Raw genomic sequence first — 25,884 nt, forward strand, 5'->3', positions numbered from 1 at the left:
GCCCTCGGGGGAGCCGATGGCCCAGGGCACCCCGACGTCCTCGGGCGTGGCCGACAGCGTGTTGTCCGGTCCTTTGCGGTAGGTGGTGCCGATGGAGTGGATCGGCGGGAGGTAGACGACGTCGAAGCCCATCTCCGCGATCGCGGGCAGGCGTTCGGCGGCGGTGCGGAAGGTGCCGTGCACCGGCGGGTCCAGCTGCCCGCTCTCCGAGCGCGGGAAGAACTCGTACCAGGAACCGAACAACGCCCGCTCCCGCTCCACCAGCAGCGGCAACGGCTCGGACGACGTCACCAGGTCGCGCAGCGGATGCCGGGCCAGGACCTCGTCCACCTCGGGTGTGAGGGCGGCGGCGAGCCGGGAGGCGACGGGACGGCCGGTGTCGCGCAGCGCGTCGACGGCCCCGAGGACCGTGTCCCTGCCGCTCTTGCCCTTGGGCCCCTTCGGCATGGCGGCGACCGCCCGCTCGTACAGCAGGGCGCCCTCCTCCAGCACCAGTTCCGTGTCCAACCCCGCCGGGATCTTGATCCCCGCGTGATGCCGCCAGGTGGTGATCGGATCCCCCCACGCCTCCACCGTGTACGTCCAGCGGCCCTCCTTGCCGGCGCTCACCGCGGCCCCCCAGCGGTCGGTGCCGGGGGCCAGCTCGCGCATCGGCGTCCACGGGCCGACGCGGCCGTCCGGATCGCGCAGGACGACATTCGCGGCGACCGCGTCATGACCCTCGCGGAAGACCGTGGCCGAGACTTCGAACTGCTCGTCCACCACCGCTTTCGCGGGACGGCGCCCGTGCTGCACGACCGGGCGGACGTCGAGGACGGGGATGCGCCCCACGGCCGTCGCCGTTGAGACCACGGGGGCGGGGGCGGGGGCGACGGGGACATCGGCGGTACGGGTGGCGGGGACGGCGGCCTTGCGCGCCCTGGGAGCGGACTTGGCCGTCCTGGGCTTGGATGCGGCGCTGCCTGCCTTGGGAGCGGACTTGCCGGTCTTGGGAGCGGACTTGCCCGTCTTGGGCTGGGAAGCGGACGTGCCCGAAGCGGACGTGCCCGAAGCCGAGGCGTTGGGAACGGAGGTGCCGGGGGCGGCGGATTCGGTGGCGGAGGCTGTCGCCCCGGAGGCTGTCGCCCCGGATTCCGTCGTCCCGGAGCCGGCCGCGCCGAGGGCGGCCGGGCTGCTGCCGCCGGGGGCGGCGGAGGGTTTGTCCGGAGTACGGGGACCGGCTTCGGTCTTGCGTGTTCGGGGTGTCTCGGAGGTGGTCGTCGGGGGTGGCGACGTGTGGTGCGTGGCGGGCATGACCGCTCCTGTCCGCGTCAACGTGGGTGGGCGGATGAGGGTGTGGGGAGGTGGGGCCTGCGGGTGTACCGGAGGAGCCTTCCCACCCTATGCGGGTGAGCATTCCGGCACTTTGTTAACTACTCACGCGTATGTCTACACACAAGACCGGCCTCGTCCCGGGCAGGCGAGGCCGGTGCGGTGTGGCCGAATCACCCTGGTTGTACCAGCGTCGCACCAGGGTCAGCCGACTTGCAGGAGTTTGTTCGGTGAACCCGGGCCGACGCCCGACAGCTTTCCCGAGGCCGCCCGCTTCACCAGCGCCTTCACCACCTGGGCCGGTGCGGCCCTCGGATGACCGGCCAGATACAGCGCGGCCGCTCCGGCGCCGTGCGGACACGCCATCGACGTACCGGAGTAGGTCGCCTTCCCCGTATCGCTTGTGTACGAAGCCGACGTGATGGCGACCCCCGGCGCGAAGAGGTCGAGCGCCGACCCGGTGTTCGAGAAGCCCGCCCGAGCGTCGGTCCGGTCGCTCGCGCCGACCGTGAGGGCCTGGGCGACCCGGGCCGGGGAGTAGAAGGCGGCCGGCAGTCCGTCGTTGCCGGCGGCGACGGCGTAGGTGACGCCGGAGGCGATGGAGTTGCGGACGGCCGTGTCCAGCTGGGTGTTGGCGTACCCGCCCAGGCTGAGATTGGCCACGGCCGGCTTCCTCGCGTGCCGGGTGACCCAGTCGATGCCGGCGATGACCTGGGCGGTGGAGCCGGCCCCCTGGTCGTCGAGGACGCGGACGGCGACGACCCGGGCCTTCTTGGCGACGCCGTACCCGGTGCCGGCAATGGTTCCGGCCACATGCGTGCCGTGGCCGTTGCCGTCCTGTGCCGTCCTGTCGTTGTCGACGAAGTCCCAGCCGGAGCTCGCCCGGCCCCCGAAGTCCTTGTGGGTGACGCGGACGCCGGTGTCGATGACGTACACGGTCACCCCCGAACCCGACGGGTCGGGTGCCGCGTAGCGCTTGTCGAGCGGCCGGTTCGGCTGGTCGATCCGGTCCAGGCCCCACGAGGGAGGATTGCTCTGGACGCGGTCGAGCATCACCCGGGTGTCCTGGACGACCGAGGCCACGCGGGGGTCCGCGGCGAGCCGCCGGGCCCGTCTCTCGTCGACGCGCACGGCGAAGCCGTTGAGGGCCGTGCCGTACGTATGGCTGATTCTCGCCCCGTACTGCTCGGCGATGCCCGTGCCGGCCGACGACGGAGCCCGCGTACCCCCCTTCAGCGTCACGATGTAGCTCCCGCTGACGGAACCGGGGTCCCCGGCTCCGAGTATCTGCCCCTCCGGGGCCGCCTGGGCGGGCGGGGCGATGGCCGAAAGCACTCCGGCCGTCGTGACCGCTGTGAGACCCGCCGCCCAGCGCAGACGCCACTTCCTCGTCCGTGCCATGACTGGAGTTCCCCTCCTCAACTCGACGTACGCAGGCCGGGGCCGACCGCTGTGGGCAGGGTCCGGCCGTACGTCACCTGGCGAGCCTCTCGTGCGGTGCGAAGCACCACAAGGCCGCCCAGGAGGGCGGAATCGGCCATACCGTCCCCGAGGTGCCCGCGAAGGTTGCGTCGATTTCTCGCCGACGTCACACAGTCGGCCCTATCCGGGGCCGCGCCGCGATGCGCCGTGTTGCGAAGGCACCCTCGCCGCTAACGTCGTGGGTGACGAAGGCCGCACACCGCCGTGCGGCCCTCTGCCTCGTACGTCCTCCGTGAAGGTGGAACTCGTGAAGGCGATCCGCAGATTCACCGTCCGACCCGTTCTCCCCGAAGCCCTTCACCCGCTCAGTGACCTGGCACGCAACCTCCGTTGGTCCTGGCACGCCGAGACCCGCGACCTCTTCCAGTCCGTCGACCCGGAGCGCTGGGCCGCGTCCGGCGGCGACCCCGTACGACTGCTCGGCAGCGTGTCGGCCGCACGGCTCACGGAGCTCACGCAGGACAGCCGCTTCCTGCGCCGCCTCGCCGAGGTCTCCGACGACCTGCGCGAGTACGTGACCGGCGAGCGCTGGTACCAGACGCAGACCTCCGATCTGCCCGCCGCCATCGCCTACTTCTCGCCCGAGTTCGGCATCACCGCCGCGCTCCCGCAGTACTCCGGGGGCCTCGGCATCCTCGCGGGCGACCACCTCAAGGCCGCCAGCGACCTCGGCGCCCCGCTGATCGGCGTGGGCCTGCTCTACCGGCACGGCTACTTCCGCCAGTCGCTGTCCCGCGAGGGCTGGCAGCAGGAGCACTATCCGGTCCTCGACCCCAACGAACTGCCCGTGGTGCCCCTGCGCGAGGACGACGGCACGCCCGCCCAGGTGTCCCTCGCCCTGCCCGGCGGCCGCGCGCTGCGCGCCCGGATCTGGCTGGCCCAGGTCGGCCGCGTCCCACTGCTCATGCTCGACTCCGACATCGAGGAGAACGGCCTCGGCGAACGCGGGGTCACCGACCGGCTGTACGGCGGCGGCAGCGAACACCGCCTGTTGCAGGAGATGCTGCTCGGTATAGGAGGGGTGCGCGCGGTCCGGACGTACTGCCGGCTGACCGGGCACCCGCAGCCCGAGGTGTTCCACACCAACGAGGGGCACGCGGGGTTCCTCGGCCTGGAGCGGATCGCCGAACTCGCCGACGAGGGGCTGGACTTCGCGTCCTCGCTGGAGGCGGTCAGGGCCGGCACCGTCTTCACCACCCACACCCCCGTGCCCGCCGGCATCGACCGCTTCGACCGGGAGGTGGTCGCCCGCCACTTCGGCGCCGACGCCGAACTCCCGCGCATCGACGTGGAGCGCATCCTCGCCCTCGGTATGGAGACCTATCCCGGAGGCGAGCCGAACCTCTTCAACATGGCCGTGATGGGGTTGCGTCTCGGCCAGCGGGCGAACGGGGTCTCGCTGCTGCACGGCCAGGTCAGCCGGGAGATGTTCTCCGGACTCTGGCCGGGCTTCGACCCCGAGGAGGTGCCGATCACCTCGGTCACCAACGGCGTCCACGCGCCGACCTGGGTGGCGCCCGAGGTGTTCCGCCTCGGCGCCCGGCAGATCGGCGCGCAGCGCACCGAGGACGCGCTGACCGTCGGCGGTTCGGACCGGTGGGACGCGGTGGCCGAGATCGCCGACCAGGAGATCTGGGACCTGCGGCGGGTCCTGCGGGAACAGCTGGTCGCGGAGGTACGGGACCGGCTCCGGGCGTCCTGGCGTCAGCGCGGCGCCGGTACGGCCGAACTCGGCTGGGTCGACGGAGTGCTGGACCCGGACGTCCTCACCATCGGCTTCGCGCGCCGGGTCCCCTCGTACAAACGCCTGACCCTCATGCTGCGCGACCGTGACCGGCTGATGGACCTGCTGCTGCACGCCGAACGGCCGGTCCAGATCGTCGTGGCGGGCAAGGCGCACCCCGCGGACGACGGTGGGAAGCGGCTGATCCAGGAGCTGGTCAGGTTCGCGGACGACCCCCGGGTGCGCCACCGGATCGTCTTCCTGCCCGACTACGGCATGGCGATGGCGCAGAAGCTGTACCCGGGCTGCGACATCTGGCTCAACAACCCGCTGCGCCCGCTGGAGGCGTGCGGTACGAGCGGCATGAAGGCGGCGCTCAACGGCTGTCTCAGCCTCTCCGTCCTGGACGGCTGGTGGGACGAGTGGTTCCAGCCGGACTTCGGCTGGGCGATCCCGACCGCGGACGGCACCGCGACCGACGACGACCGCCGTGACGAGCTGGAGGCCGGGGCCCTCTACGACCTCCTCGAACAGCGGGTCGCCCCCCGCTTCTACGAGCGCGGCCAGGGCGGTCTGCCCGACCGCTGGATCGAGATGGTCCGCCGGACACTGACCCACCTCGGTCCGAAGGTCCTGGCCGGCCGGATGGTGCGCGAGTACGTGGAGCGCCTGTACGCCCCCGCGGCCCAGGCCCACCGTTCGCTCACCGCCGACACGGCCCGCGAACTGGCCGGCTGGAAGTCCCGTGTCCGCGCCGCCTGGCCGCAGGTCACCGTCGACCACGTCGAGGCGTCCTCGGCCACCACGACCGCCGAACTCGGCACCACCCTGTCGCTGCGCGTCCGCGTCGGCCTCGGCGACCTCGCCCCCGACGACGTGGAGGTCCAGGCGGTCGCGGGCCGCGTCGACACCGACGACCGCATCGGGGACGCGGTCTGTGTCCCGCTGAAACCGACCGGCGGCCCCGACCTGGAAGGCCGCTGGGTGTACGAGGGCCCGCTGTCCCTCGACCGCACGGGCCCCTTCGGCTACACGGTCCGCATCCTGCCGACCCACCGCCTCCTGGCCTCCGCCGCGGAACTCGGCCTGCTGGCGGTGCCTTCGGAGGAGATGGGGGAGGGGGCGGGGGTTCTGTTGCGGTGAGGCGCGGGGGCGCCGTCAGGGCCGGCCGTGCGCAACGGCTCGCCCTGACGGCGCCGTTTCCGGCCCTCCGGCCCGTGGATCCCGGGGGGCCTCAGCTGTCGAGCCCCGCGCACAGCCGTCGCAGTACCTTCCCGCAGCGCTGGGCGTACGCGTGCTGGAGGCCTCTCGTGGCGGCGCCGCCCGCGCGGGCGTACCACTTGGCCGCGCGGCTGAAGGCCGTGATCGTCAGCCAGACGGTGCCGTCGCCGGTGCGGGAGACGACGAACGCCTCCTCGCCACACTCGGGATGGCCGGAAAGCGTTCCGTAGGCCCAGGCGGTGCGACGGGGTTCCTCGGCCGTCCAGACCACGCGGCAGGGGGCCTTGATCGGGCCGAGACCGACCGTGACCGCGACGCCCGGTGCCGCCTTGTCGGCATCGCAGACCATGCCGATTCCCATGGCGCGGTGCAGCTCCCAGGTCATCAGGGCATCGGAGGCGCGCCGGAAGACGGCCTCGCCCTCGCCGATCCGGAAGCGGACGTGCAGTCGGTGGAAGCCCGGGGGGCAGCGGTCCTCGCGGGTCGCGCCCACGTCCTCGTACGTGTAGGGCATGGGGGCAAGAGTAAGGCGGCACCCGGGGCTGTCCTTGCCCGGGTGCCGCCTTCGTTCGACTACGCGCGTACTAGCTGACGTTGACCGCGGACCAGGCGGCGGCCACCGTCTTGTACTCCGTGCTCGTGGAGCCGTACAGGGCCGACGCCGCGGAGAGCGTGGCCGTGCGGGCGCCCGCGTACTTGGTCGTCGACGTCATGTAGGTCGTCAGCGCCTTGTACCAGATCTGCAGCGCCTTGGCCCGGCCGATGCCGGTGACCGTGGTGCCGTTGGACGTCGGGGAGTTGTAGCTGACCCCGTTGATCGTCTTGCTTCCGCTGCCCTCCGAGAGGAGGTAGAAGAAGTGGTTCGCGACGCCGGACGAGTAGTGCACGTCCAGGTTGCCGACGCTGGAGGACCAGTAGTTGGCGGAGCCGCCGTCCTTGCTGGGCTGGTCCATGTAGCGCAGCGGGGTGCCGTCACCGTTGATGTTGATCTTCTCGCCGATGAGGTAGTCACCCACGTCGGAGGAGTTCGCCGCGGCGAACTCGACGCCCGTGCCGAAGATGTCGGAGGTCGCCTCGTTCAGACCGCCGGACTCGCCCGAGTAGTTCAGGCCCGCGGTGTTGGCGGTGACGCCGTGGCTCATCTCGTGGCCGGCCACGTCCAGCGAGGTCAGCGGGTGCGTGTTGCCCGAGCCGTCGCCGTACGTCATGCAGAAGCAGCTGTCGTCCCAGAACGCGTTGACGTACGCGTTGCCGTAGTGGACCCGGGAGTAGGCCGCGACGCCGTTGTTCTTGATGCCGCTGCGGCCGAAGGTGTTCTTGTAGAAGTCCCAGGTCGCCTGCGCGCCGTAGGCGGCGTCGACGGCCGCGGTCTGGTCGGTGGTCGAGCTGGAGGCCGCGCCGGTGCCCCAGACGTCGTCCGCGTCGGTGAACAGCGTGCCCGCGGAGGAGCTGGTGGTGTGGGACTTGTTGTACGTCTTGTGGCTGCCGCGGGTGCCGTCGGTCAGCTGGTACGTCGAGCCCGACAGGGTCGTGTTGAGGGTGACCGTGCCCGAGTAGAGGCTCTTGCCGGTACCGGTCTCGACGCCCTGGTACTCGTAGAGCTTCTTGCCGGTGGCGGCGTCGGTGATGACGTGCAGCTCGTTGGGGGTGCCGTCGTCCTGGAGGCCGCCGACGACGGTCTCGTAGGCGAGGGTCGGCTTGCCGGTGGCGGCCCAGATCACCTTGCGGGGCGCCTTGTCGGCGGTGGTCTTCTCCGAGCCGGCGGTCTTGGCCGCGGTGAGCGCCTGCTTCTCGGCCTTCGCGGTCGTGACCAGCGGCTTGAGCGAGGCGACCTTGATGGCGGTCTTCGTCGCCTTCGTCACGCCCTCGGTCTTGCCGGCCTTGGTCTCGTGGACGACGAGGTCGCCGCCGAGGACCGGAAGTCCGTTGTACGTGCGCTCGTAGCGGGTGTGGACGGTGCCGTCGGCGTCCTTGAGGACGTCTCTGACGACCAGCTTCTCCTTGGCACCGAGGCCTATCTCCTGGGCCGTCTCCGCCGTGGCGGCGTCGGCCTTCTGGATGAGCGCGGTGCGCGCGGAGTTGGAGAGCAGGACGGGCGAACCGGCGAGGGGGGTGGTCTTGCCGGACGGGAGCGCCGCGGTCTGGGCGGCGGCACCGGTGGTCAGACCGGTGGTGAGCAGGGCTCCGGCCGCGACTGCGGTGGCGATGGCCAGAGTGGTGCGCTTGTGACGCGCGTAGAGGGGAGTCACGCAAGCTCCTTCTTGTGGGGGCGTCCGAACGGCGTGGGGTAGCCGGAGGGACGATGGTGAAGTTGCGGTGCGGGTGAGCCGTGCGGTGGAAGCGTGCCATCCCAGGCGCGTACATGTCAGGAGCCCATAAAGACCTTGGCCGAAAATCGTCGATCAGGTGAACAGTCGGGTGACCGGGCGTCTCGCGGGCCGCCGTCAAGGGAGGGTCAAAGCAAACCTCTTGGCGGGCAAAAGAGGGCGCCGCCCCGGGGAGTTGAACCTCCGGGACGGCGCCCTGGCGCACTGTCTTCCTACGGGCTTCCGCCGCGGTTTACGGGAAGGTCAGCTTCCAGCTGTTGATGTAGCCGACGTCCTGGGCCGCCTGGTCCTGGACCTTCAGTTTCCAGGTGCCATTGGCGACTTCGGAGGACGCGTTGACCGTGTAGGTCGCGTTCACGTTGTCCGCCGAGTCGGACCCGCTGAAGTTCTTCAGGCGGTACGTCGAGCCGTCGGGGGCCACCAGATCGATCACCAGGTCACCGCGCCAGGTGTGCACGATGTCCACGGCGACCGCGAGGTTCGACGGGGCGTTGCCGGTGCGGCCGCTGACCGTGATCGACGAGGTGACCGCCGCGCCGTTGTCCGGAATTGATACGTCGGCCGTGTTCTCGAACGACGTACCGCCACCGCCGCCACCGCCCGGACGTGAACCGACGTTCACGGCCGCCCAGGCGTTCTGCACCGCTGTGTACTCGGCGCTCGTCGTGCCGTACAGCTCACCGGCCGCCGCGAGCGTGCCGGTGCGGGCCGCCGCGTAGTTGGTGGTCGAGACGAACTTGGTGGTGAGCGCGCGGTACCAGATCTGCAGCGCCTTGTCGCGGCCGATGCCGGTGACCGGAAGCCCGTCGGAGGTGGGCGAGTTGTAGCTGACGCCGTTGATGACCTTGGCGCCGCTGCCCTCGCTCAGCAGGTAGAAGAAGTGGTTGGCCACACCCGACGAGTAGTGCACGTCGACGTTGCCGACACCGGAGTACCAGGAGTCCTTGGAGCCGCCGTCCTTGCTCGGCTTGTCCATGTAGCGCAGCGGGGTGCCGTCGCCGTTGATGTCGATCTTCTCGCCGATGAGGTAGTCGCCCACGTCGGAGGCGTTGTTGGCGTAGAACTCGACACCGGTGCCGAAGATGTCGGAGGTCGCCTCGTTCAGGCCGCCGGACTCGCCCGAGTAGTTGAGGCCCGCGGTGTTGGCGGTGACGCCGTGGCTCATCTCGTGGCCGGCCACGTCCAGCGAGGTCAGCGGGTCGGCGTTCCCGGACCCGTCGCCGTACGTCATGCAGAAGCAGCCGTCGTCCCAGAACGCGTTGACGTACGCGTTGCCGTAGTGGACGCGTGAGTACGCTCCCACGCCGTTGTTCTTGATGCCGCTGCGGCCGAAGGTGTTCTTGTAGAAGTCCCAGGTCTCCGCGGCGCCGTAGTGCGCGTCGGCGCCGGCCGTCGCGGCGTTCGACGTGGTGCCGTTGCCCCAGGTGTCATTCGTCTGCGAGAACAGCGTGCCGGTGCCCGACGTCCCGTGGTTCAGGTTGTACGTCTTGTGGGCGCCGCGCGCACCGTCGTTCAGCGTGTAGGTGGAGCCCGACTGCGTGGTCGTCAGGGTCACCTGGCCGCTGTACTGGGTGTTGCCGATGCCGTTCTTGATGCCCTGGTACTCGTAGAGCTTCTTGCCGGTGGCGGCGTCGGTGATGACGTGCAGCTCGTTGGGGGTGCCGTCGTCCTGGAGGCCGCCGACGACGGTCTCGTAGGCGAGGGTCGGCTTGCCGCTCGCCGCCCAGATCACCTTGCGGGGCGCGCGGTCGGCGGCGGTGCTCTTCGAACCGGCGGCCTTGGCGGCGGACAGGGCCTGCTTCTCCGCCGTGGTGGCGGCGACCGCGGGCTTGAGGGTGGCGACCTTGAGGGAGGCCTTCGTCGCCTTGTAGACGTGCCCGGTCTTCCCGGACTTGGCGGTGTCGACGACCAGGTCGCCGCCGAGGACCGGAAGTCCCTCGTACGTCCGCTCGTAACGGGTGTGGACGGTGCCGTCGTGGTCCTTGATGACGTCCCGGGCCACGAGGCTCTCGCCGGCGGCGAGGCCCAGGTCCTTGGCGGTGGCCGCCTTGGCCGAGTTGGCGTCGCGTATCAGCTCGGCGCGCTGCGAGGCGGTGAGCTTCATGGCGACGGCGCCCGGGTTGACCTTGCCCGCCCGGGGGGCCTGCTCAGGGGCGGCGCTCGCGGCGCCCGACTGGACGGCCGCGGCCAGCAGGGCGGAGACGCCGACGAGGGCGACACCGGCGATGCGGCGCTTGGTGATGTGGGAGGTGCGTCTGTGGGGAGAACTGCTGCTCAACACTGACTCCTTCTGCATGGCCGCGGGTCGCGCGGCCAGGGGAGACCGGACGATGGGTGACCCGTCCGGGCAGAACTGGGCGTTACGCGGAACCAGGTGCATGGGGTCGTACGGCACGACACGGCTGGCATAGCTGTGAGGTTGCTGTGAAGTAGCCGAGGGAAGAGTGGCAGGGGATGACGCTTTCTGTCAGGACCGCGTCAGCACATTGGCCGGAAATGGTCCGTTGTCCGGGGCGTCATGTTCGGTAAACGAACTGTCCGCCGGAGCGTGCGCCGATCTTCCCTCGCGAGTGAGGAGGAATTCGCTCCTCGGACACGCGCCGGGAACGGCGCCGCAACGACCGGCCCCGCGGGGAGAACGCCCGCGGGGGATCCGGATCCCCGCCGACCTGCGGGGAGTTGAGAACCGACAGCGCGCGCCGGGACGGGTGCCCGGGCGGCCGCCGGGGTCACACCGTGACGACGACCTTCGCCCGGGCGTGCTCCACTTCCAGATAACGGATGGCCTCCGGCACCTCGCTCAAGGACGCGTACGTCCGGTCGATGGCGGGGGTGATCTTCCCGGAATCGACGAGTTCCCGCAGGGTCGCGAGGTTCGCCCCACTCTGCTTCGCGGTCAGGGTGAGGATCCGCTGACCGACGAAGCGCGACACCGCCGGTCCCCTCAGGATGAGCCCCATCGGCCCGAAGAGACTGCCGCCCTCGGACACCCCGCCGCCGGACAGCACGAGCGTCCCCTTGGGCGTCAGCGCGCGCCGGAACGCGGTCAGGGAGCGATTGCCGACCAGGTCGAGCACGACGTCGTAACGCTGCCCCTCGCGGGTGAAGTCCACCGCGGCGTAGTCGATGACGCGGTCCGCGCCGAGCGAGCGCACCAGGTCCGCGTTCCTCGCGCTGCACACGCCGGTCACCTCCGCGCCGTACGCCTTGGCGATCTGCACGGCGTAGGTGCCGACACCGCCCGACGCGCCGTTGACGAGGACGCGCAGTCCCGGCCGCAGCGGAGCGACGTCGCGCAGCCCGATCAGCGCGGTGTTCCCCGCCAGCGGCAGTGCGGCGGCCTGCTCGAAGGTCAGACCCGCAGGCTTCGTCTCCACCACGTCGTCCGGCGCGCACACGTACTCGGCGAACGCCCCGTCGGCCTCACCGAACACCTCGTCCCCGGGACGCAGCCGCGTCACGTCGGGGCCGACCGCCTCGACCTGCCCCGCGAAGTCCCGCCCCCGGATCCGCTGCCTGGGCCGGCGGGTGCCGAACGAGAGCCGGGCCAGATACGGATCGCCGCGCATGAGATGCCAGTCGTAGGCGTTGAGCGAGACCGCCTTCACGCGCACCAGCACCTGGCTTCCGGTCGGCACCGGCTTGTCGACGTCCCTCAGCTCCAGCTCGTCGGGAGAGCCGTACCGGTCCTGGGTGATCGCTAGCATCGGAACTCCGTAAAGCACCCGTACGGTGCGGAAATTGATCGGCTGGCCGAGGGAGCGCCACTGCTTGCGAGGCTAGCCGAGCACCCGGTGCACGGGAATCCGGGACAAGCCCTAGGGGGACACCGGAGGGACACACGCGACGGCAGGGGTGAGAAGCAGGGAGCAGGGGAGCAGCGGTGCGGGTGCCCGGCCGGCCACCGTGACCGGCCCCCCGATCAGCCGTCGGCGGGCCGGCGCTCCCCGTGCCACGAACGCCACAGCGCCGCGTAGGCGCCGTCGGCCGCCACCAGGTCCTCGTGCGTGCCCAGTTCGGTCAGCCGGCCGTCCTCCATCACCGCGACCCGGTCGGCGTCGTGGGCGGTGTGCAGCCGGTGGGCGATGGCGATGACGGTGCGGCCTTCGAGGACGGCGGCCAGCGCGCGTTCCGTGTGCCGGGCGGTCGTCGGGTCGAGGAGCGCCGTGGCCTCGTCGAGGATCAGGGTGTGCGGGTCGGCGAGCACCACCCGGGCCAGCGCCAGCTGCTGGGCGCGCGAGCCGTCGACGGGGAGGGCCTCGGGACCCAGCTCGGTGTCCAGCCCGTCCGGGAGCTCCCCGGCCCAGTCGTCGGCCCCGACCGCCGCCAGCGCCGCCCACAACTCGGCGTCACCGGCGGCCGGTTCGGCGATGAGCAGGTTGTCGCGGACCGTGCCGAGGAACACATGGTGCTCCTGGGTGACGAGTACGACCTGCCGGCGCAACTGCTCGGGGTCGAGGGCGACGACCGGCACCCGCCCGACCGTCACCGTCCCGCTGCCCGGCGCGTCGACGCCCGCCAGCAGCCTGCTCAGCGTGGTCTTCCCGGCGCCGGAAGGGCCCACGACGGCCAGTCGCTCCCCGGGCCGCACCGTCAGGTCGACCCCGCGCAGCACCTCGCCGCCGCGGTCGTAGGCGTACCGCACGCCGGTGACGTCGATCCGGTCGTCCACCGGTGCGGGCGAGCCGGCCGGGACGGTGCGCGGCGCACGGGCCAGGCCCTCCACGCGGGCGAACGAGGCTCCGCTGCTCTGCAGTTGCTCGACCTGGTTCAGGATCTGGTCCAGCGGCTCGGCGAGCCGGTGCAGATAGAGCGTCGCGGCGACCACCGTGCCGAGGCTCAGCGTGCCCCGGGCGTGCAGCGCGCCGCCCACCAGAAGCACGGCGACCACCGGAACGACGTACGAGATGTCCACGGCCGGGAAGAACACGCTGCGCAGGAACAACGTCCGCATCCGGCTCACCCGGGAGACCTCCAGCGCGTCCCGGCTCGCCCGGATCCGGCGCTCGCCCAGCCCGAACGCCTCCACCGTGCGGGCACCCGACGCGGTGGCCGCGAGGATCTCGGCGACCTCCGAGGTGGCGGCGCCCTCGGCGAGATAGGCGGTGCGCGCCCGACGCAGATACCAGCGCAGCGCGATCGAGATACAGGCCAGGCCCAGCAATCCGCAGCAGCCGAGCAGCGGGTCGATGAAGAAGACGGCGGCGAGGACGAACAGCGCCTGCGCGCCGGAGATCAGCAGCTGAGGTCCTGTGTCGCGCAGCGTCTTGCCCACCACCGTGACGTCGGCGGTACCGCGCGCCGTCAGATCGCCGGTGCCCGCCCGCTCCACGACCGACGCGGGCAGCGTCAGCGTCCGCTCCACGAACTCCTCCCGTACCCGCGCGAGCGTCCGCTCCCCGAAGCGGTGGCCCACGTAGCGGGCCCAGCGCGCCAGCAGCAGCTGGGCCAGTGCGGACACGAGGATGACGAGCGCCGGCCCGTCCACCACCTCCACACCGCCGCCGGCCCGTACGTCGTCGATGATCCGCCCGAGCAGCCAGGGGCCGACCAGACCGGCCGCGGCGGCCAGCGCGTTGAGCCCGAGCACGGCGGCGAACACCTGCCCGTCCGCCCGGATCAGCCGCACCGCCGCCCGCCGTACATCGGCGCGCCCCGCCACCGGCAGATGGACACTCACCGCACGACCTCCTCGTCCAGGCCCGCCACCGGGCCCGCGTCGACCTCCGGGTCCGTACGGGCCACCACGCCCGCGTCGGCCTCCGGAGCCGTACCGGCCGTCACACGCGCGTCCGTCTCCCGACGCCCGTCCGCCGCCGGGTCCGCGTCGGTCGTCGCGCCCGGGTCCGTCTCCAGGCCGGAGTCCGTCCCCGGTTCCCCGTCGGCCTCCAAGTCGCGGGCCACCAAAGCCCGGTATCCCGGCTCCGTCCTGAGGAGTTCGCGGTGGGTGCCCGTGGCCGCGGACTTGCCGTCGACCAGGAAGCAGACCGTGTCCGCGCGGTCCAGCACGAGCGGCGAGGTGCTGGTCACGACCGTCGTACGGCCCGAGCGCGCGGCGCGCAGCCGGGTCGCGACGGCCGCCTCGGTGTGGGCGTCGAGCGCCGAGGTCGGCTCCAGGGCGAGCAGCACCTCCGGGTCGGCGAGGAGCGCGCGCACGAGCCGCACCCGCTGCCGCTGACCGCCGGACAGACTCCGGCCCTGCGCGTCGACGGCCGAGTCGAGACCGCCCGGCAGGCCGAGGACGACGTCGTCGGCCGCGGCCGCGCGCACGGCCCGGGCGATGGTCTCCTCGTCGGGGTCCCGGCGCCCCCCCGACGACTTCGCGCAGGGTGCCCGCGAACAGGTCGGCCTCGTTGTCGGCGACCAGGATCCGCTCGCGCACCTGGGTCAGGGCGACCTCGTCGAGCCGTACGCCGCCCCAGGTCACGTCCGACGCCGCGTACCGGCCGAGCCGGTCCACCACGGCCTCCGACTCCGCGGAGCGGGCGCCGGCCAGCGCGGTCAGTCTCCCCGGGACCACCCGGACCCCGGACTCCGGATCGTGCAGCACGGCCGGGGACCCCGGGGCGTCCAGCGCGTCAGCGGGCCCCGTGACGGGCTCCAGGGACAGGAACCGTACGACGCGCCGGGCGGCGACCACGCCCCGGGAGAGTTCGTAGGCGCAGTCGATGAAGAAGTACACCGGCAGGACGAGGACCGCGACATAACCGTACGCGGACACCAACTCCCCAATGGTGATGGCCCCTTGGGCGGCCAGCCGGGCGGCGATCCAGGTCACCACGGCCAGGAAGAGAGACGGCAGCCCCATGCCCAGCGCCTGGATCCAGCTGGTCACCGCGCCGACCCGGTACCCCTGTTCCCGCAGCCGCTGCGAGTCGCGGCGGAACGCGTCCGCGTACAGCCCTTTGCCGCCGAGGCCGTTCAGGACGCGCAGACCGCCCGCGAGATCGCCGATCCGTGCCGTCAGGACGGACTGCCGTTCGCGGTACCCGGTCTCGGTCCCCTGGAGCCGGACCGTCAACGGCCCGACGAGGACGGCGATCAGCGGCACCCCGAGCAGGATCACCACGGACAGCAGCACCGAGACCGGCAGCAGCAGCGTGGCCACCACGCCGTAAGTGACGACCGCGGCCAGACCGGGGCCGACCACGGTCAGCGACCAGCTGATCGTCTGTACGTCGCCGACTCCGACCGTGACGACCTCCCCCGTTCCGATCTGCCGCGAGAGCGCCGCACCGAGCCGGGCCGCGTGCTCGACGACGACCTTGACCGTACGGAAGTTGGCGTCCATCCGGACCTTGGTCATCGTGCGGTGCCGTACGACACCCAGCCAGGCGTTGAACACCCCGGTACCCAGCACGGCCGCCGTCCAGCCGGCCAGCGCCGTCCCGTCGCCCGGCTCCAGACCGTCGTCGATCGCCCGGGACAGCAGATACGGCGTCAGCGCCGTGAGCCCCATCCACACGGTGGCGACCACCGCGCCGGTGACCGAACGGCCCGCCTGCCGGGTGACCAGCCACCACAGGAACCGCCAGCCGCCCCGGCGATCCGGTGTCCCCGGTTCCGCGTACGCGTCGATCATCCGCCCCTCCGCTCCCTCCACCCGCCGTCCACCGCTATACGAGACTGTCGCGCCATGCCCGGTGCAGATCGGCGAACCGGCCGGTCCCCGCGACGAGTTCGGCGGGCGTGCCGTCCTCGACGACCCGTCCGTGCTCCATCACCAGCACCCGGTCGGCGATCTCCACCGTCGACAGCCGGTGCGCGATGACCACCGCCGTACGGCCCCGCAGCACCGTCGACATGGCGCGCTGCACGGCCCGTTCACCCGGGATGTCCAGGGAACTGGTCGCCTCGTCGAGGATCAGGACGGCCGGGTCGGCGAGCAGAGCCCGTGCGAAGGCCACCAGTTGGCGCTGGCCCGCGGAGATACGGCCGCCGCGCTTGCGGACGTCCGTGTCGTAGCCGTCGGGCAGGGCGCTGATGAAGTCGTGCGCGCCGATCGCCTTCGCGGCCTGCTCGATCTCCTCGCGGGACGCCTCCGGGCGGCCGATCGCGATGTTCTCGGCGACCGTGCCCGAGAACAGGAACGCCTCCTGGGTCACCATGACCACCCCGCGCCGCAACTCGGGCTCCGACAGCTCGCGCAGATCGACGCCGTCGAGCAGGACCCGTCCGTCGGAGGGGTCGTAGAACCGGGCCAGGAGTTTGGCCAGCGTCGACTTGCCGGCGCCGGTCGAGCCGACCACGGCCACCGTCTGTCCGGCGGGAAGCGTGAGCGAGAAGGACGGCAGGACCTCCCCGCCGGTGCGGTACGTGAAGCGGACCTCGTCGAAGACGACCTCGCGGCCGGGGTGTTCGGAGGCGAGCGCCGGCAGCTGCCGCGGCACGGAAGGCTCCGGCACGGACGGCGTCTGGGCCAGCAGACCGGCGATCTTCTCCATCGAGGCCGCCGCGGACTGGTAGGAGTTCAGGAACATGCCGAGACGGTCGATCGGGTCGTACAGCCGGCGCAGATAGAGGACCGACGCGGCGAGCACACCGAGCGCCAGCGAACCCGAAGCCACCCGGTAGGAGCCCCACAGCACGATGCCCGCGACCGCCGTGTTGGCGACGAGACGGGAGCCGACGACATAGCGGGCCATCTCCAGCAGGGCGTCGCCGTTCGTCCTCTCGTGCCGCTGGTTGAGCACCCGGAAGTCCGCTTCGTTGGCGGCCTCCCTGCGGAACGCGCGTACCGGCCGGATGCCGTTCATCGTCTCCGCGAACTTCACGATGACGGCGGCGATCGTCGTCGACCGGACGGCGAAGATGCGGCCCGCCCGGTGCTGGTAGCGGTGGATGAGCAGGTACAGCGGCACGAAGGAGACCACCGCGACCGCGCCCAGGCCGACGTCCAGCCAGAGCAGCATCGCCGAGATGTAGACGAAGGACAGGATGACCGTGACGAGCTCCTGGAGGCCCTCGCTGAGCAGTTCGCGCAGCGACTCGACGTCCGTCGTGGAGCGGGAGATCAGCCGGCCCGAGGTGTAGCGCTCATGGAAGTCGATGCTGAGCGCCTGGGCGTGCCGGAAGATCCGGCCGCGCAGATCGAGCAGCACGTCCTGGTTGACCCGGGCCGAGGCCGTGATGAACGCGTACTGGAGTCCGCCGGAGGCCGCCGAACACAGCAGGTAGGCGACACCGACGGCGATCAGCGGCCCGTGGTCGTCCTGCCGGAACGCGGGTACGGCGCGGTCGATGGCGAAGGCCACCAGCAGTGGGCCCGCCTGCACGGCGGCCTGCTGGAGCAGCAGCAGAACGGTCGTCACGACCACCCGGGCCCTGAGCGGGGCGAGCAGCGAGCGCAGCAGCGTCGCGGTCGCGCCCGGGGGAGTGGGGAGGGTGTCGCGGTCGAAGGGATCGGTGTGCGGCTCGGGTTCCCGACCGGCCCGGTCCTTCCGCCGCCCGTCGTCGGGTCCCTGTGCGGGTCCGGTGTCGGGTCCCTGGGCGGGGCCCGTGCCGGGTCCCTGGGCGGGTCCCTCGGCGGGCCCCGCGAGCGGTCCCTTGCCCGGTTCCTCGTTTGATCCCTGATTCGGTCCCTGGTTCGGTGCCTGGCTCGATCCCTGGTTCGGTCCCTTGTCCGGTTCCTTGTTCGGCGCGGTGGTCGTGGGCGCCGCCGTCATCGGCCGTCCTCCTCTGCACCCGACATCAGATGGGCGTACTCGGCATGCGTGCGCAGCAGTTCGTGGTGGGTGCCGACCGCCGCGACACGGCCGCCGGAGAGCAGGGCCACGCGGTCGGCCAGCAGGACCGTGGACGGGCGGTGCGCCACGATCAGTGCGGTCGTCTCCGCCAGTACCCGGCGCAGGGCGGCCTCGACCGCCGCCTCGGTGTGCACGTCCAGCGCCGACAGCGGGTCGTCGAGCACCAGGAAGCGGGGCCGGCCGACCACCGCCCGGGCCAGCGCGAGCCGCTGTCGCTGCCCGCCGGAGAGGCTGAGGCCCTGCTCGCCGACCTGCGTCGCCGTGCCCTGGGGCAGAGCGTGCGCGAAGTCGGCCTGCGCGACGGCGAGCGCACGGTCCAATTCCGCCCGCCCGGCGGTCTCCGGGGCGCCCATGAGGACGTTCTCGCCGACGGTGGCCGAGAAGAGGGTGGGCTCCTCGAAGGCGACGGCGACGAGTTCGCGCAGCTCCTCGCGCGGCATCGCGGTGATGTCCCGGCCGTCCAGGGTGATCCGGCCGGACGTCACCTCGTGGAGGCGGGGGACGAGCGCGGTGAGGGTGGTCTTGCCGCTGCCGGTGGCACCGACGAGGGCCATGCTCTCGCCGGGGCGGACGTACAGGTCGATGTGGACCAGCACGGGCGGCGCGTCCGCGGGGGCGTCGGGGTAGCGGAACTCGACACCGTGGAACCGCAGTCCGCCCTCGGTGCCGGTGCCGGTGCCGGTGCCGGTGTCCGCGGCTGTCTCTGTGTCTGTCTCTGTCTCCGGCTCCGGCTCCGCCGCGCCGGAACCCGACTCCGGTGTCGCGTCCATCACCTCGAAGTACCGTTCCGTGGCCGTCCCCGCCTCCTGGCTCATCGCGAGGAGGAAGCCGATGGAGTCGACGGGCCAGCGCAGGGCGAGCGCGGTCGACAGGAACGCGACCAGCGTGCCCGCGGAGAGGTGGCCGTCGGCGACCTGGACCGTGCCGAGGACGAGGGCGGCGCCGATGGCGAATTCGGGCAGCGTGACGATGACGGCCCAGATGGAGGCGAGCAGACGGGCCTTGACGAGTTCCGTGCCGCGCAGCGTCCTGGACAGGTCGCGGAACGCGCGCGCCTGGCTGCGATGCCGTCCGAACCCCTTGATGATCCGGATGCCGAGCACGCTCTCCTCGACCACCGTCGTGAGGTCGCCGACCTGGTCCTGCGCCTGCCGCGCCACCTGCGAGTAGCGCCGCTCGAAGAGCCAGCAGACGATCATGACGGGGATGGCCGGGGCGAGGAGCACCAGCCCGAGGGTCCATTCCTGGGCCAGCATGATGGCGATGCCCGCGGAAATCGTCACGGCGTTCACCAGCAGGAACGTCAGCGGGAACGCCAGGAACATGCGGACCAGCATCAGGTCGGTGGTTCCCCGGGACAGCAGCTGGCCCGAGGCCCAGCGGTCGTGGAAGGCGACCGGCAGGCGTTGCAGATGCCGGTACAGATCGGCGCGCATGGCCGCCTCGACCCCGGCCAGCGGCCGTGCCACCAGCCACCGGCGCAGCCCGAACAGACCGGCCTCGGCGATGCCGAGCAGCAGCAGAACCAGCGCGCCGAGCCACACGCCCGCCGGATCGTGCCCGGCGACCGGACCGTCCACCATCCACTTCAGGACCAGTGGGAACACCAGCGCCATGCAGGACGCGAGCACCGCGACGAACGCCGCGCTGAACAGGCGGGCCCGCACCGGCCGCACATACGGCCACAGGCGCAGCAGGCTGCGTACGGTCGAACGGTCCGGGTGGCGCGGGGCGGCTGCATCTGGTGTGGGCATCACGGGCGAGCCTACGTTTCACCACTGACAGTGCCCACCGAGTTTTCGGCGCACCTGAATCGTTCGAGGAGCCCGGGACCAGCGCGCGGACGCCGGCCGGGCCGGGCGTCCGGGCTCGCTCTCAGCAGACCTTCAGCAGCAGCACGGACCGCGCCGGCACCGTGATCGCCGTTCCCGCCCGGTGCACGACGCCGGGCGCCTCGGTCTGTTCCTCCCGCGAGGTGTCCACGAGCACCTCGTACCGCGCGGCCCAGGGCATCCCCGGCAGGTCGAACCCCGCCGGCCGGTCCCCGGCGTGCAGCACGGCGAGGAAGCTGTCGTCGACGACCGGGTTGCCCCGCGCGTCCCGGCCGGGGATGTCCCGGCCGGACAGATACATGCCGAGGGTCGCGGCGGGCGCGTACCAGTCCCGCTCCGTCATCTCGGTGCCCCGCGCGGTGAACCAGGCCAGGTCCCGCAGTCCGTCGGCCGAATGGGCCCGCCCGGAGAAGAACGCCCGGCGGCGCAGCACGGGATGCTCGTGCCGCAGCGCGATCAGGCGCGCCGTCAGCTCGAACAGCGCCCGCCAGCCGGGGTCGTCGAGCTGCGACCAGTCGACCCAGCTGATCTCGTTGTCCTGGCAGTAGGCGTTGTTGTTGCCCCGCTGGGTGCGCCCGAACTCGTCCCCGGCGACCAGCATCGGCACCCCGGTCGACAGCAGCAGCGTCGTCAGTAGATTCCTCAACTGGCGCCGCCGCAGCGCCTGTACGCGCTCGTCCTCGCTCTCGCCCTCCGTCCCGCCGTTCCAGGCCCGGTTGTCGTCGGTGCCGTCCCGGTTGCCCTCGCCGTTCGCCTCGTTGTGCTTGCGCTCGTAGGACACGAGGTCCCGCAGGGTGAAACCGTCGTGCGCGGTCACGAAGTTGACGGAGGCGTACGGACGCCGTCCGCCCCACGCGTACAGGTCGCTCGACCCGGACAGGCGGTAGCCCAGGTCCCGTACGTCGGGCAGCGCACCGCGCCAGAAGTCCCGGACGGCGTTGCGGTAACGGTCGTTCCACTCCGTCCACAGGGGCGGGAAGGCGCCTACCTGATAGCCGCCTGAGCCGACGTCCCACGGCTCGGCGATCAGCTTCACCCGGCGCAGTACGGGATCCTGCGCGATGACGGCGAGGAACGGCGACAGCATGTCGACGTCGTGCATGGACCGGGCCAGGGCGGCCGCCAGGTCGAAGCGGAAGCCGTCGACGCCCATCTCGGTCACCCAGTACCGCAGCGAGTCCGTGATCAGCCGCAGCACCTGCGGCTGCACGACGTGCAGGGTGTTGCCGCACCCGGTGTAGTCCGCGTAGCGGCGGGCGTCGGACTGGAGCCGGTAGTAGCCGCGGTTGTCGATGCCGCGCAGCGACAGCATCGGGCCCAGCTCGCCCGCCTCCGCGGTGTGGTTGTAGACCACGTCGAGGATGACCTCGATCCCGGCCGCGTGCAGCGCGCGCACCATCCGTTTGAACTCGCCGACCTGCTGGCCGGTCGTGCCGGAGGCGGCGTATCCCGCGTGCGGGGCGAAGTAGCCGATCGAGTTGTAGCCCCAGTAGTTCTTCAGACCCCGGCGCAGCAAATGGTCCTCGTGCGCGAACTGGTGCACCGGCAGCAGCTCCACCGCCGTCACCCCGAGGTTCACCAGGTGCTCGACCGCGGCCGGGTGCGCCAGTCCCGCGTACGTCCCGCGCAGGTCCTCCGGGATCCCGGGGTGCAGACGGGTGAATCCACGGACGTGAAGTTCGTAGATCACCGAGTCCGCCCACGGGGTCTTCGGGCGGTGGTCGTCCGACCAGTCGTCGTCGTCCTGGACGACGACGCCCTTGGGGACGAAGGGCGCCGAGTCGCGGTCGTCGCGCACGGTGTCGGCGACCTGCTGCTGGGGCCAGTCCCGGACATGCCCGTACACCTCCGGCGGCAGGCTGAAGTCGCCGTCCACGGCACGGGCGTACGGATCGAGGAGCAGCTTCGCCGGGTTCCAGCGGGCGCCGGTCCACGGGTCCCAGCGGCCGTGCACCCGGAAGCCGTAGCGGCGGCCGGGGTACACACCGGGGACGAAGCCGTGCCAGATCTCGTGGGTGAGTTCGGTGAGCGGGACGCGTGTCTCGGCGCCCTTCTCGTCGAAGAGGCACAGGTCGACGGCCTCCGCACCGCCCGCCCACAGCGCGAAGTTGGTGCCCGTGGTGCCGTCGGGCCCGACCCGGAAGCGTGCTCCGAGCGGAGTCGGAGCACCCGGCCACACGGAGACGGGGGGCGACGCGTGGCGCCGTGCGCCGTTCACCGCGGGAGCGGCCGGCCCCGCCGCGGGCTCCGTGGCCGGCGGTGCGGCGGCGGACTGCTCCGCCGGGTCCATGGCGGTCTGCGCGGGCAGCCCGCCGCCCGCGGCACGTCCCTCGTGGACCGCCTCCTGCTCGGGTGCGCTCGACACCGGTCAGCCTCCCACGGCTCGTGGAACGGCACGAAAAAGGGTGCACGGCGTCCCGGCCGCAGCTCCTTGTCGCGTCGTCCTCCCCACTGTTCTGCCCAGAGCGTGGCTCGCACTCACGTTTCCCCGGAGGGGCGGCGTCGTTGGGTCCCTTGTGAAGCACGTACAGACGCGCGCGCGGCGCGCAGGGGCCGCGCTGGCCGCCGTACTGACCTGGGCCGGCCTGCTGGCCGGAGCCTCCGGCTGCACCTCCGACGGGATCTCGAAGGGGATCGGTGAGGCGTTCGGCAAACCACGTTCGCCCGAGGACGTCATCCACGTCTCGCCCGACGACGACACCAAGGGCGTACGCCCGCGGGAGACGCTGCGGGTACAGGTGCCCAGCGGGCGCCTGGAGTCCGTGAAGGTCGTCAAGTCGCAGGACGCCCAGGAGGCTCCGGTGCCGGGGCACATCGCCGACGACGGTCTGAGCTGGAAGCCGGACGAAGCGCGGCTCGCCCTGGCCGCCAAGTACACGGTCGACGTGGTGGCCCTGGACGGGCAGGGGCGGCGCTCGGCACGGCACACCACGTTCACCACGGCCGTCCCCGACGAGCGGTTCATCGGATACGTCACGCCGGAGAACCGGTCCACCGTCGGCACCGGCATGATCGTCTCCCTCGAGTTCAACCGGGAGATCGAGAACCGGGCCGCCGTGGAGCGCGCCATCCATGTGGAGGCGCGGCCGGCGGTCGCGATCCGCGCGCACTGGTTCGGCGACGGCCGCGTCGACTTCCGTCCCGAGCGGTACTGGAAGCCGGGCACGAAGGTCACCGTGCAACTGCGGCTGCGCGATGTCGAAGCGGCACCGGGCGTGTACGGACTCCAGTCCAAGACCTTCTCGTTCACCGTCGGACGCAGCCAGCTCTCCCTGGTCGACGCCCGCGCGCACACCATGGAGGTACGCCGCGACGGCAGCCTCCTCGCCACGGTGCCGATCACGGCAGGGGCGCCCAGGACGACGACGTACAACGGGAAGATGGTCGTCACGGAGATGCTCGAAGTGACCCGGATGAACAGCCGCACGGTCGGTTTCGGCGGCGAGTACAACATCCCGGACGTCCCGCACGCGATGCGCCTCACCGACTCCGGCACCTTCCTGCACGGCAACTACTGGGCGCCGGACGCCTTCGGCAACGCCAACGTGAGTCACGGCTGCGTGGGCCTGCGGGACGTGAAGGGCGGCAGCTCGGACACCCCGGCAGGCTGGTTCTTCGACCGCAGCCTCATCGGGGACGTCATCGAGGTCGTGCACAGCAAGGACAAGTTGGTCGCCCCCGACAACGGACTCGGTGGCTGGAACATGGGCTGGAAGGCGTGGAAAGCGGGTGGAGCGGTGAAGTAACCCGATATACGGGTATGCGCACGGTGGGCTCCAGCCGCGCCCCGTACGGCCGAAGTTGGGACTGAACGGTGACCTTCCCAGGGAGCCATCGCTCCAGGTCGTGTGATTAATTAGCGCGATACGCGCGTGGGACGCGCTGGAGTGCGGGCCTGATCAGGCCGTGCGAGGGGAGAAACAATTTTGAACGGGCGACCGATATCGGGGGCGTCGGTTGGCGCGCGGACACGCAAGAGCAAGGGAATTCTGGCACTGCTGCTGGGAGTTCTGCTGCTCGCCGTGACCGCCTGCGGCGGGGGAGGGAGTTCGGACCAGGGGTCCGGCTCCGGCGACGGCAAGGGCAAGGGCTCCAGCGGCACGGCGGACACCAAGTCCTCGCAGGCAGTGGTGACCATCGCCCCGAAGGACGGCGCCGCCGACGTGAAGACCAGCGGCGCCCTCAAGGTGACCGCGGCCAAGGGCAAGCTGACCGAGGTCGAGGTCAAGGACACCAAGGGCAACGCGGTCGAGGGCAGCATCACGGACGGGGGCGCCACCTGGACGCCCTCGACCCACCTCGCCGCGGCCACCAAGTACAAGGTCCACGCGGTGGCCAAGGACTCCGGCGGCCGTGAGGCGGCCGAGGAGGCCGCGTTCACCACGCTGACCCCGAAGAACACCTTCGTCGGCATCTACACGCCCGAGGACGGTTCCAAGGTGGGCGTCGGGATGCCGTTCTCGATCCACTTCACCCGGGGCATCACGCACCCCGAGGACGTCGAGAAGGCCATCACCTTCAAGACCGAGCCGGCGGTCGACGTCCAGGGCCACTGGTTCGGCAACGACCGTCTCGACTTCCGTCCCGAGGAGTACTGGGCAGCCGGTACGAAGGTCACCGTGCACTTCAACCTCGACGGTGTCGAGGGCCGCCCCGGTGTCTACGGCAAGCAGGCCAGGACCGTGAAGTTCACGATCGGCCGCAGCCAGGTCAGCACCGTCGACGCCAAGACCCACAAGATGGTCGTCAAGCGTGACGGCAAGGTCCTCAAGAGCATCCCGATCACCACGGGCAAGCCGGGCTACGACACCTGGAACGGCCAGATGGTCATCAGCGAGCGCCTCAAGGTGACCCGTATGAACGGCGAGACGGTCGGCTACGGCGGCGAGTACGACATCAAGGACGTGCCGCACGCCCAGCGTCTGACCAACTCGGGAACCTTCATCCACGGCAACTACTGGGGTGGCGGCGCCTTCGGCAACTACAACGCGAGCCACGGCTGCATCGGCCTGCGCGACGTGCGGGGCGGTTACGACGGCAAGGTGCCGTCGGCCTGGTTCTTCGACAACTCGATGATCGGCGACGTGGTGGTCGTGAAGAACTCCAACGACAAGACGGTCGCCCCGGACAACGGCTTCAACGGCTGGAACATGTCCTGGTCGGACTGGACCAAGTAACCGGTCCAACTGACCGGTCTTCGTGACCTGTCTCCGGCGGGCCGGGTGTGCTGTGACTCAGCACACCCGGCCCGCTGTCGTTAACGGCCACTAACCTGCTTCCATGACTGTGCATCTCGAAGTGGCCGAAGGCGTGGGAACCATCCGCCTGGACCGCCCTCCCATGAACGCCCTGGACGTCGCGACGCAGGACCGCCTCAAGGAGCTCGCCGAGGAGGCCACGTCCCGGCCGGACGTCCGCGCGGTGGTGCTGTACGGCGGGGAGAAGGTGTTCGCGGCGGGCGCGGACATCAAGGAGATGCAGGCCATGGACCACGCCGCGATGGTCGTAAGGTCCCGGGCCCTGCAGGACTCCTTCACCGCCGTCGCCCGCATCCCCAAGCCGGTCGTCGCCGCCGTCACCGGCTACGCGCTCGGCGGCGGCTGCGAACTGGCGCTCTGCGCCGACTACCGCATCGCCGCGGACAACGCCAAGCTGGGCCAGCCGGAGATCCTGCTCGGCCTGATCCCGGGCGCCGGCGGCACCCAGCGCCTGTCCCGGCTGATCGGCCCCTCCAAGGCCAAGGACCTCATCTTCACCGGCCGCATGGTGAAGGCCGACGAGGCCCTCACGCTCGGCCTGGTCGACCGGATCGTGCCCGCCGCCGAGGTCTACACCGCCGCGCACACCTGGGCCGCCCGGCTCGCGCAGGGCCCGGCGATCGCGCTGCGCGCCGCGAAGGAATCGATCGACGCGGGTCTGGAGACGGACATCGATACCGGCCTGACCATCGAGCGGAACTGGTTCGCGGGCCTGTTCGCGACGGAGGACCGGGAGCGGGGAATGCGGAGCTTCGTGGAGGAGGGTCCCGGCAAGGCGAAGTTCCTCTGAGCCGTCCGCCGCGGCGCTGTCATTTCCGCTGATCCACTTGCAGTTGACGCGATGTCTTACCCGGCGTCCCCCGATGGGGCGGTTTATGCCAGCCTTAAGACAACCTTAAGCGCACCTTGTCGGGGGGCGGTGGTGATTGCCCCCGACCGGCCTGTTCCGGCAGGTCGGGCGGGCCCTCGCCGCCCCCGAACTGC

The 25,884-nt window shown here is 71.3% G+C and carries 14 protein-coding genes and 1 pseudogene; 4 read left to right on the forward strand and 11 right to left on the reverse strand.

The window, feature by feature from the left end; genetic code table 11:
• The coding region (locus ABZX90_RS34885) for a maltotransferase domain-containing protein (protein WP_355211730.1) at positions 1-1,293 on the reverse strand (1,293 nt) is incomplete at its 3' end.
• Positions 1,294-1,515: 222 nt separating this feature from the next.
• Positions 1,516-2,712, reverse strand: a complete 1,197-nt coding sequence (locus tag ABZX90_RS34890) for a S8 family peptidase (protein ID WP_351130781.1) — start codon at positions 2,710-2,712, stop codon at positions 1,516-1,518.
• 328 nt (positions 2,713-3,040) lie between these two features.
• Here ABZX90_RS34890 and ABZX90_RS34895 point away from each other — a divergent pair, with 328 nt between their 5' ends.
• The gene (locus ABZX90_RS34895) at positions 3,041-5,659 is read left to right on the forward strand and encodes a glycosyltransferase family 1 protein (RefSeq protein ID WP_355211733.1); all 2,619 of its coding nucleotides are present in this window, start codon (positions 3,041-3,043) and stop codon (positions 5,657-5,659) included.
• A gap of 91 nt (positions 5,660-5,750) precedes the next feature.
• On the opposite strand, the gene ABZX90_RS34900 is transcribed toward ABZX90_RS34895, so the two are convergent.
• From ABZX90_RS34900 to glgX, 9 genes and pseudogenes are all read right to left on the reverse strand, one after another.
• A complete protein-coding gene (locus ABZX90_RS34900) occupies positions 5,751-6,251 on the reverse strand; it encodes a DUF1990 domain-containing protein (RefSeq protein WP_351130779.1) in 501 nt (166 codons plus the stop codon).
• Positions 6,252-6,321: 70 nt separating this feature from the next.
• A complete protein-coding gene (locus ABZX90_RS34905) occupies positions 6,322-7,986 on the reverse strand; it encodes a M4 family metallopeptidase (RefSeq protein WP_351130778.1) in 1,665 nt (554 codons plus the stop codon).
• 310 nt (positions 7,987-8,296) lie between these two features.
• Positions 8,297-10,360 carry a M4 family metallopeptidase gene (locus tag ABZX90_RS34910; RefSeq protein WP_351130777.1) on the reverse strand — a complete coding sequence of 688 codons (2,064 nt, stop codon included), beginning with the start codon at positions 10,358-10,360 and terminating at the stop codon, positions 8,297-8,299.
• A gap of 433 nt (positions 10,361-10,793) precedes the next feature.
• Positions 10,794-11,771, reverse strand: a complete 978-nt coding sequence (locus ABZX90_RS34915) for an NAD(P)-dependent alcohol dehydrogenase (RefSeq protein WP_355211738.1) — start codon at positions 11,769-11,771, stop codon at positions 10,794-10,796.
• A gap of 215 nt (positions 11,772-11,986) precedes the next feature.
• A complete protein-coding gene (locus tag ABZX90_RS34920; protein WP_355211741.1) occupies positions 11,987-13,744 on the reverse strand; it encodes an ABC transporter ATP-binding protein in 1,758 nt (585 codons plus the stop codon).
• Positions 13,741-15,646: pseudogene (locus ABZX90_RS34925) on the reverse strand (ABC transporter ATP-binding protein). The gene ABZX90_RS34920 and the pseudogene ABZX90_RS34925 overlap by 4 nt, the downstream one beginning before the upstream one ends.
• Positions 15,647-15,680: 34 nt before the next feature.
• Positions 15,681-17,729 carry an ATP-binding cassette domain-containing protein gene (locus tag ABZX90_RS34930; RefSeq protein ID WP_355211744.1) on the reverse strand — a complete coding sequence of 683 codons (2,049 nt, stop codon included), beginning with the start codon at positions 17,727-17,729 and terminating at the stop codon, positions 15,681-15,683.
• Positions 17,726-19,564, reverse strand: a complete 1,839-nt coding sequence (locus tag ABZX90_RS34935; protein WP_355211747.1) for an ABC transporter ATP-binding protein — start codon at positions 19,562-19,564, stop codon at positions 17,726-17,728. Before ABZX90_RS34935 ends, ABZX90_RS34930 begins: the two co-directional genes overlap by 4 nt.
• Positions 19,565-19,685: 121 nt before the next feature.
• Positions 19,686-22,007, reverse strand: coding sequence for a glycogen debranching protein GlgX (gene glgX / locus ABZX90_RS34940; protein ID WP_351130768.1), 2,322 nt, complete (start codon positions 22,005-22,007; stop codon positions 19,686-19,688).
• Positions 22,008-22,158: 151 nt separating this feature from the next.
• On the opposite strand from glgX, the gene ABZX90_RS34945 reads away from it, so the two are divergent.
• The 3 genes from ABZX90_RS34945 (at position 22,159) to ABZX90_RS34955 (ending at position 25,690) form a co-directional block, all read left to right on the forward strand.
• A complete protein-coding gene (locus ABZX90_RS34945) occupies positions 22,159-23,388 on the forward strand; it encodes an Ig-like domain-containing protein (RefSeq protein WP_355211751.1) in 1,230 nt (409 codons plus the stop codon).
• Positions 23,389-23,568: 180 nt separating this feature from the next.
• Positions 23,569-24,819, forward strand: a complete 1,251-nt coding sequence (locus ABZX90_RS34950) for an Ig-like domain-containing protein (protein WP_355211754.1) — start codon at positions 23,569-23,571, stop codon at positions 24,817-24,819.
• 103 nt (positions 24,820-24,922) lie between these two features.
• Entirely contained in the window at positions 24,923-25,690 is a 768-nt protein-coding gene (locus ABZX90_RS34955; RefSeq protein ID WP_351130764.1) for an enoyl-CoA hydratase-related protein, read from the forward strand.
• Positions 25,691-25,884: the final 194 nt, after the last annotated feature.

The organism is Streptomyces sp. NPDC002935 (assembly GCF_040611295.1).
Classification (GTDB): Bacteria; Actinomycetota; Actinomycetes; order Streptomycetales; family Streptomycetaceae; genus Streptomyces.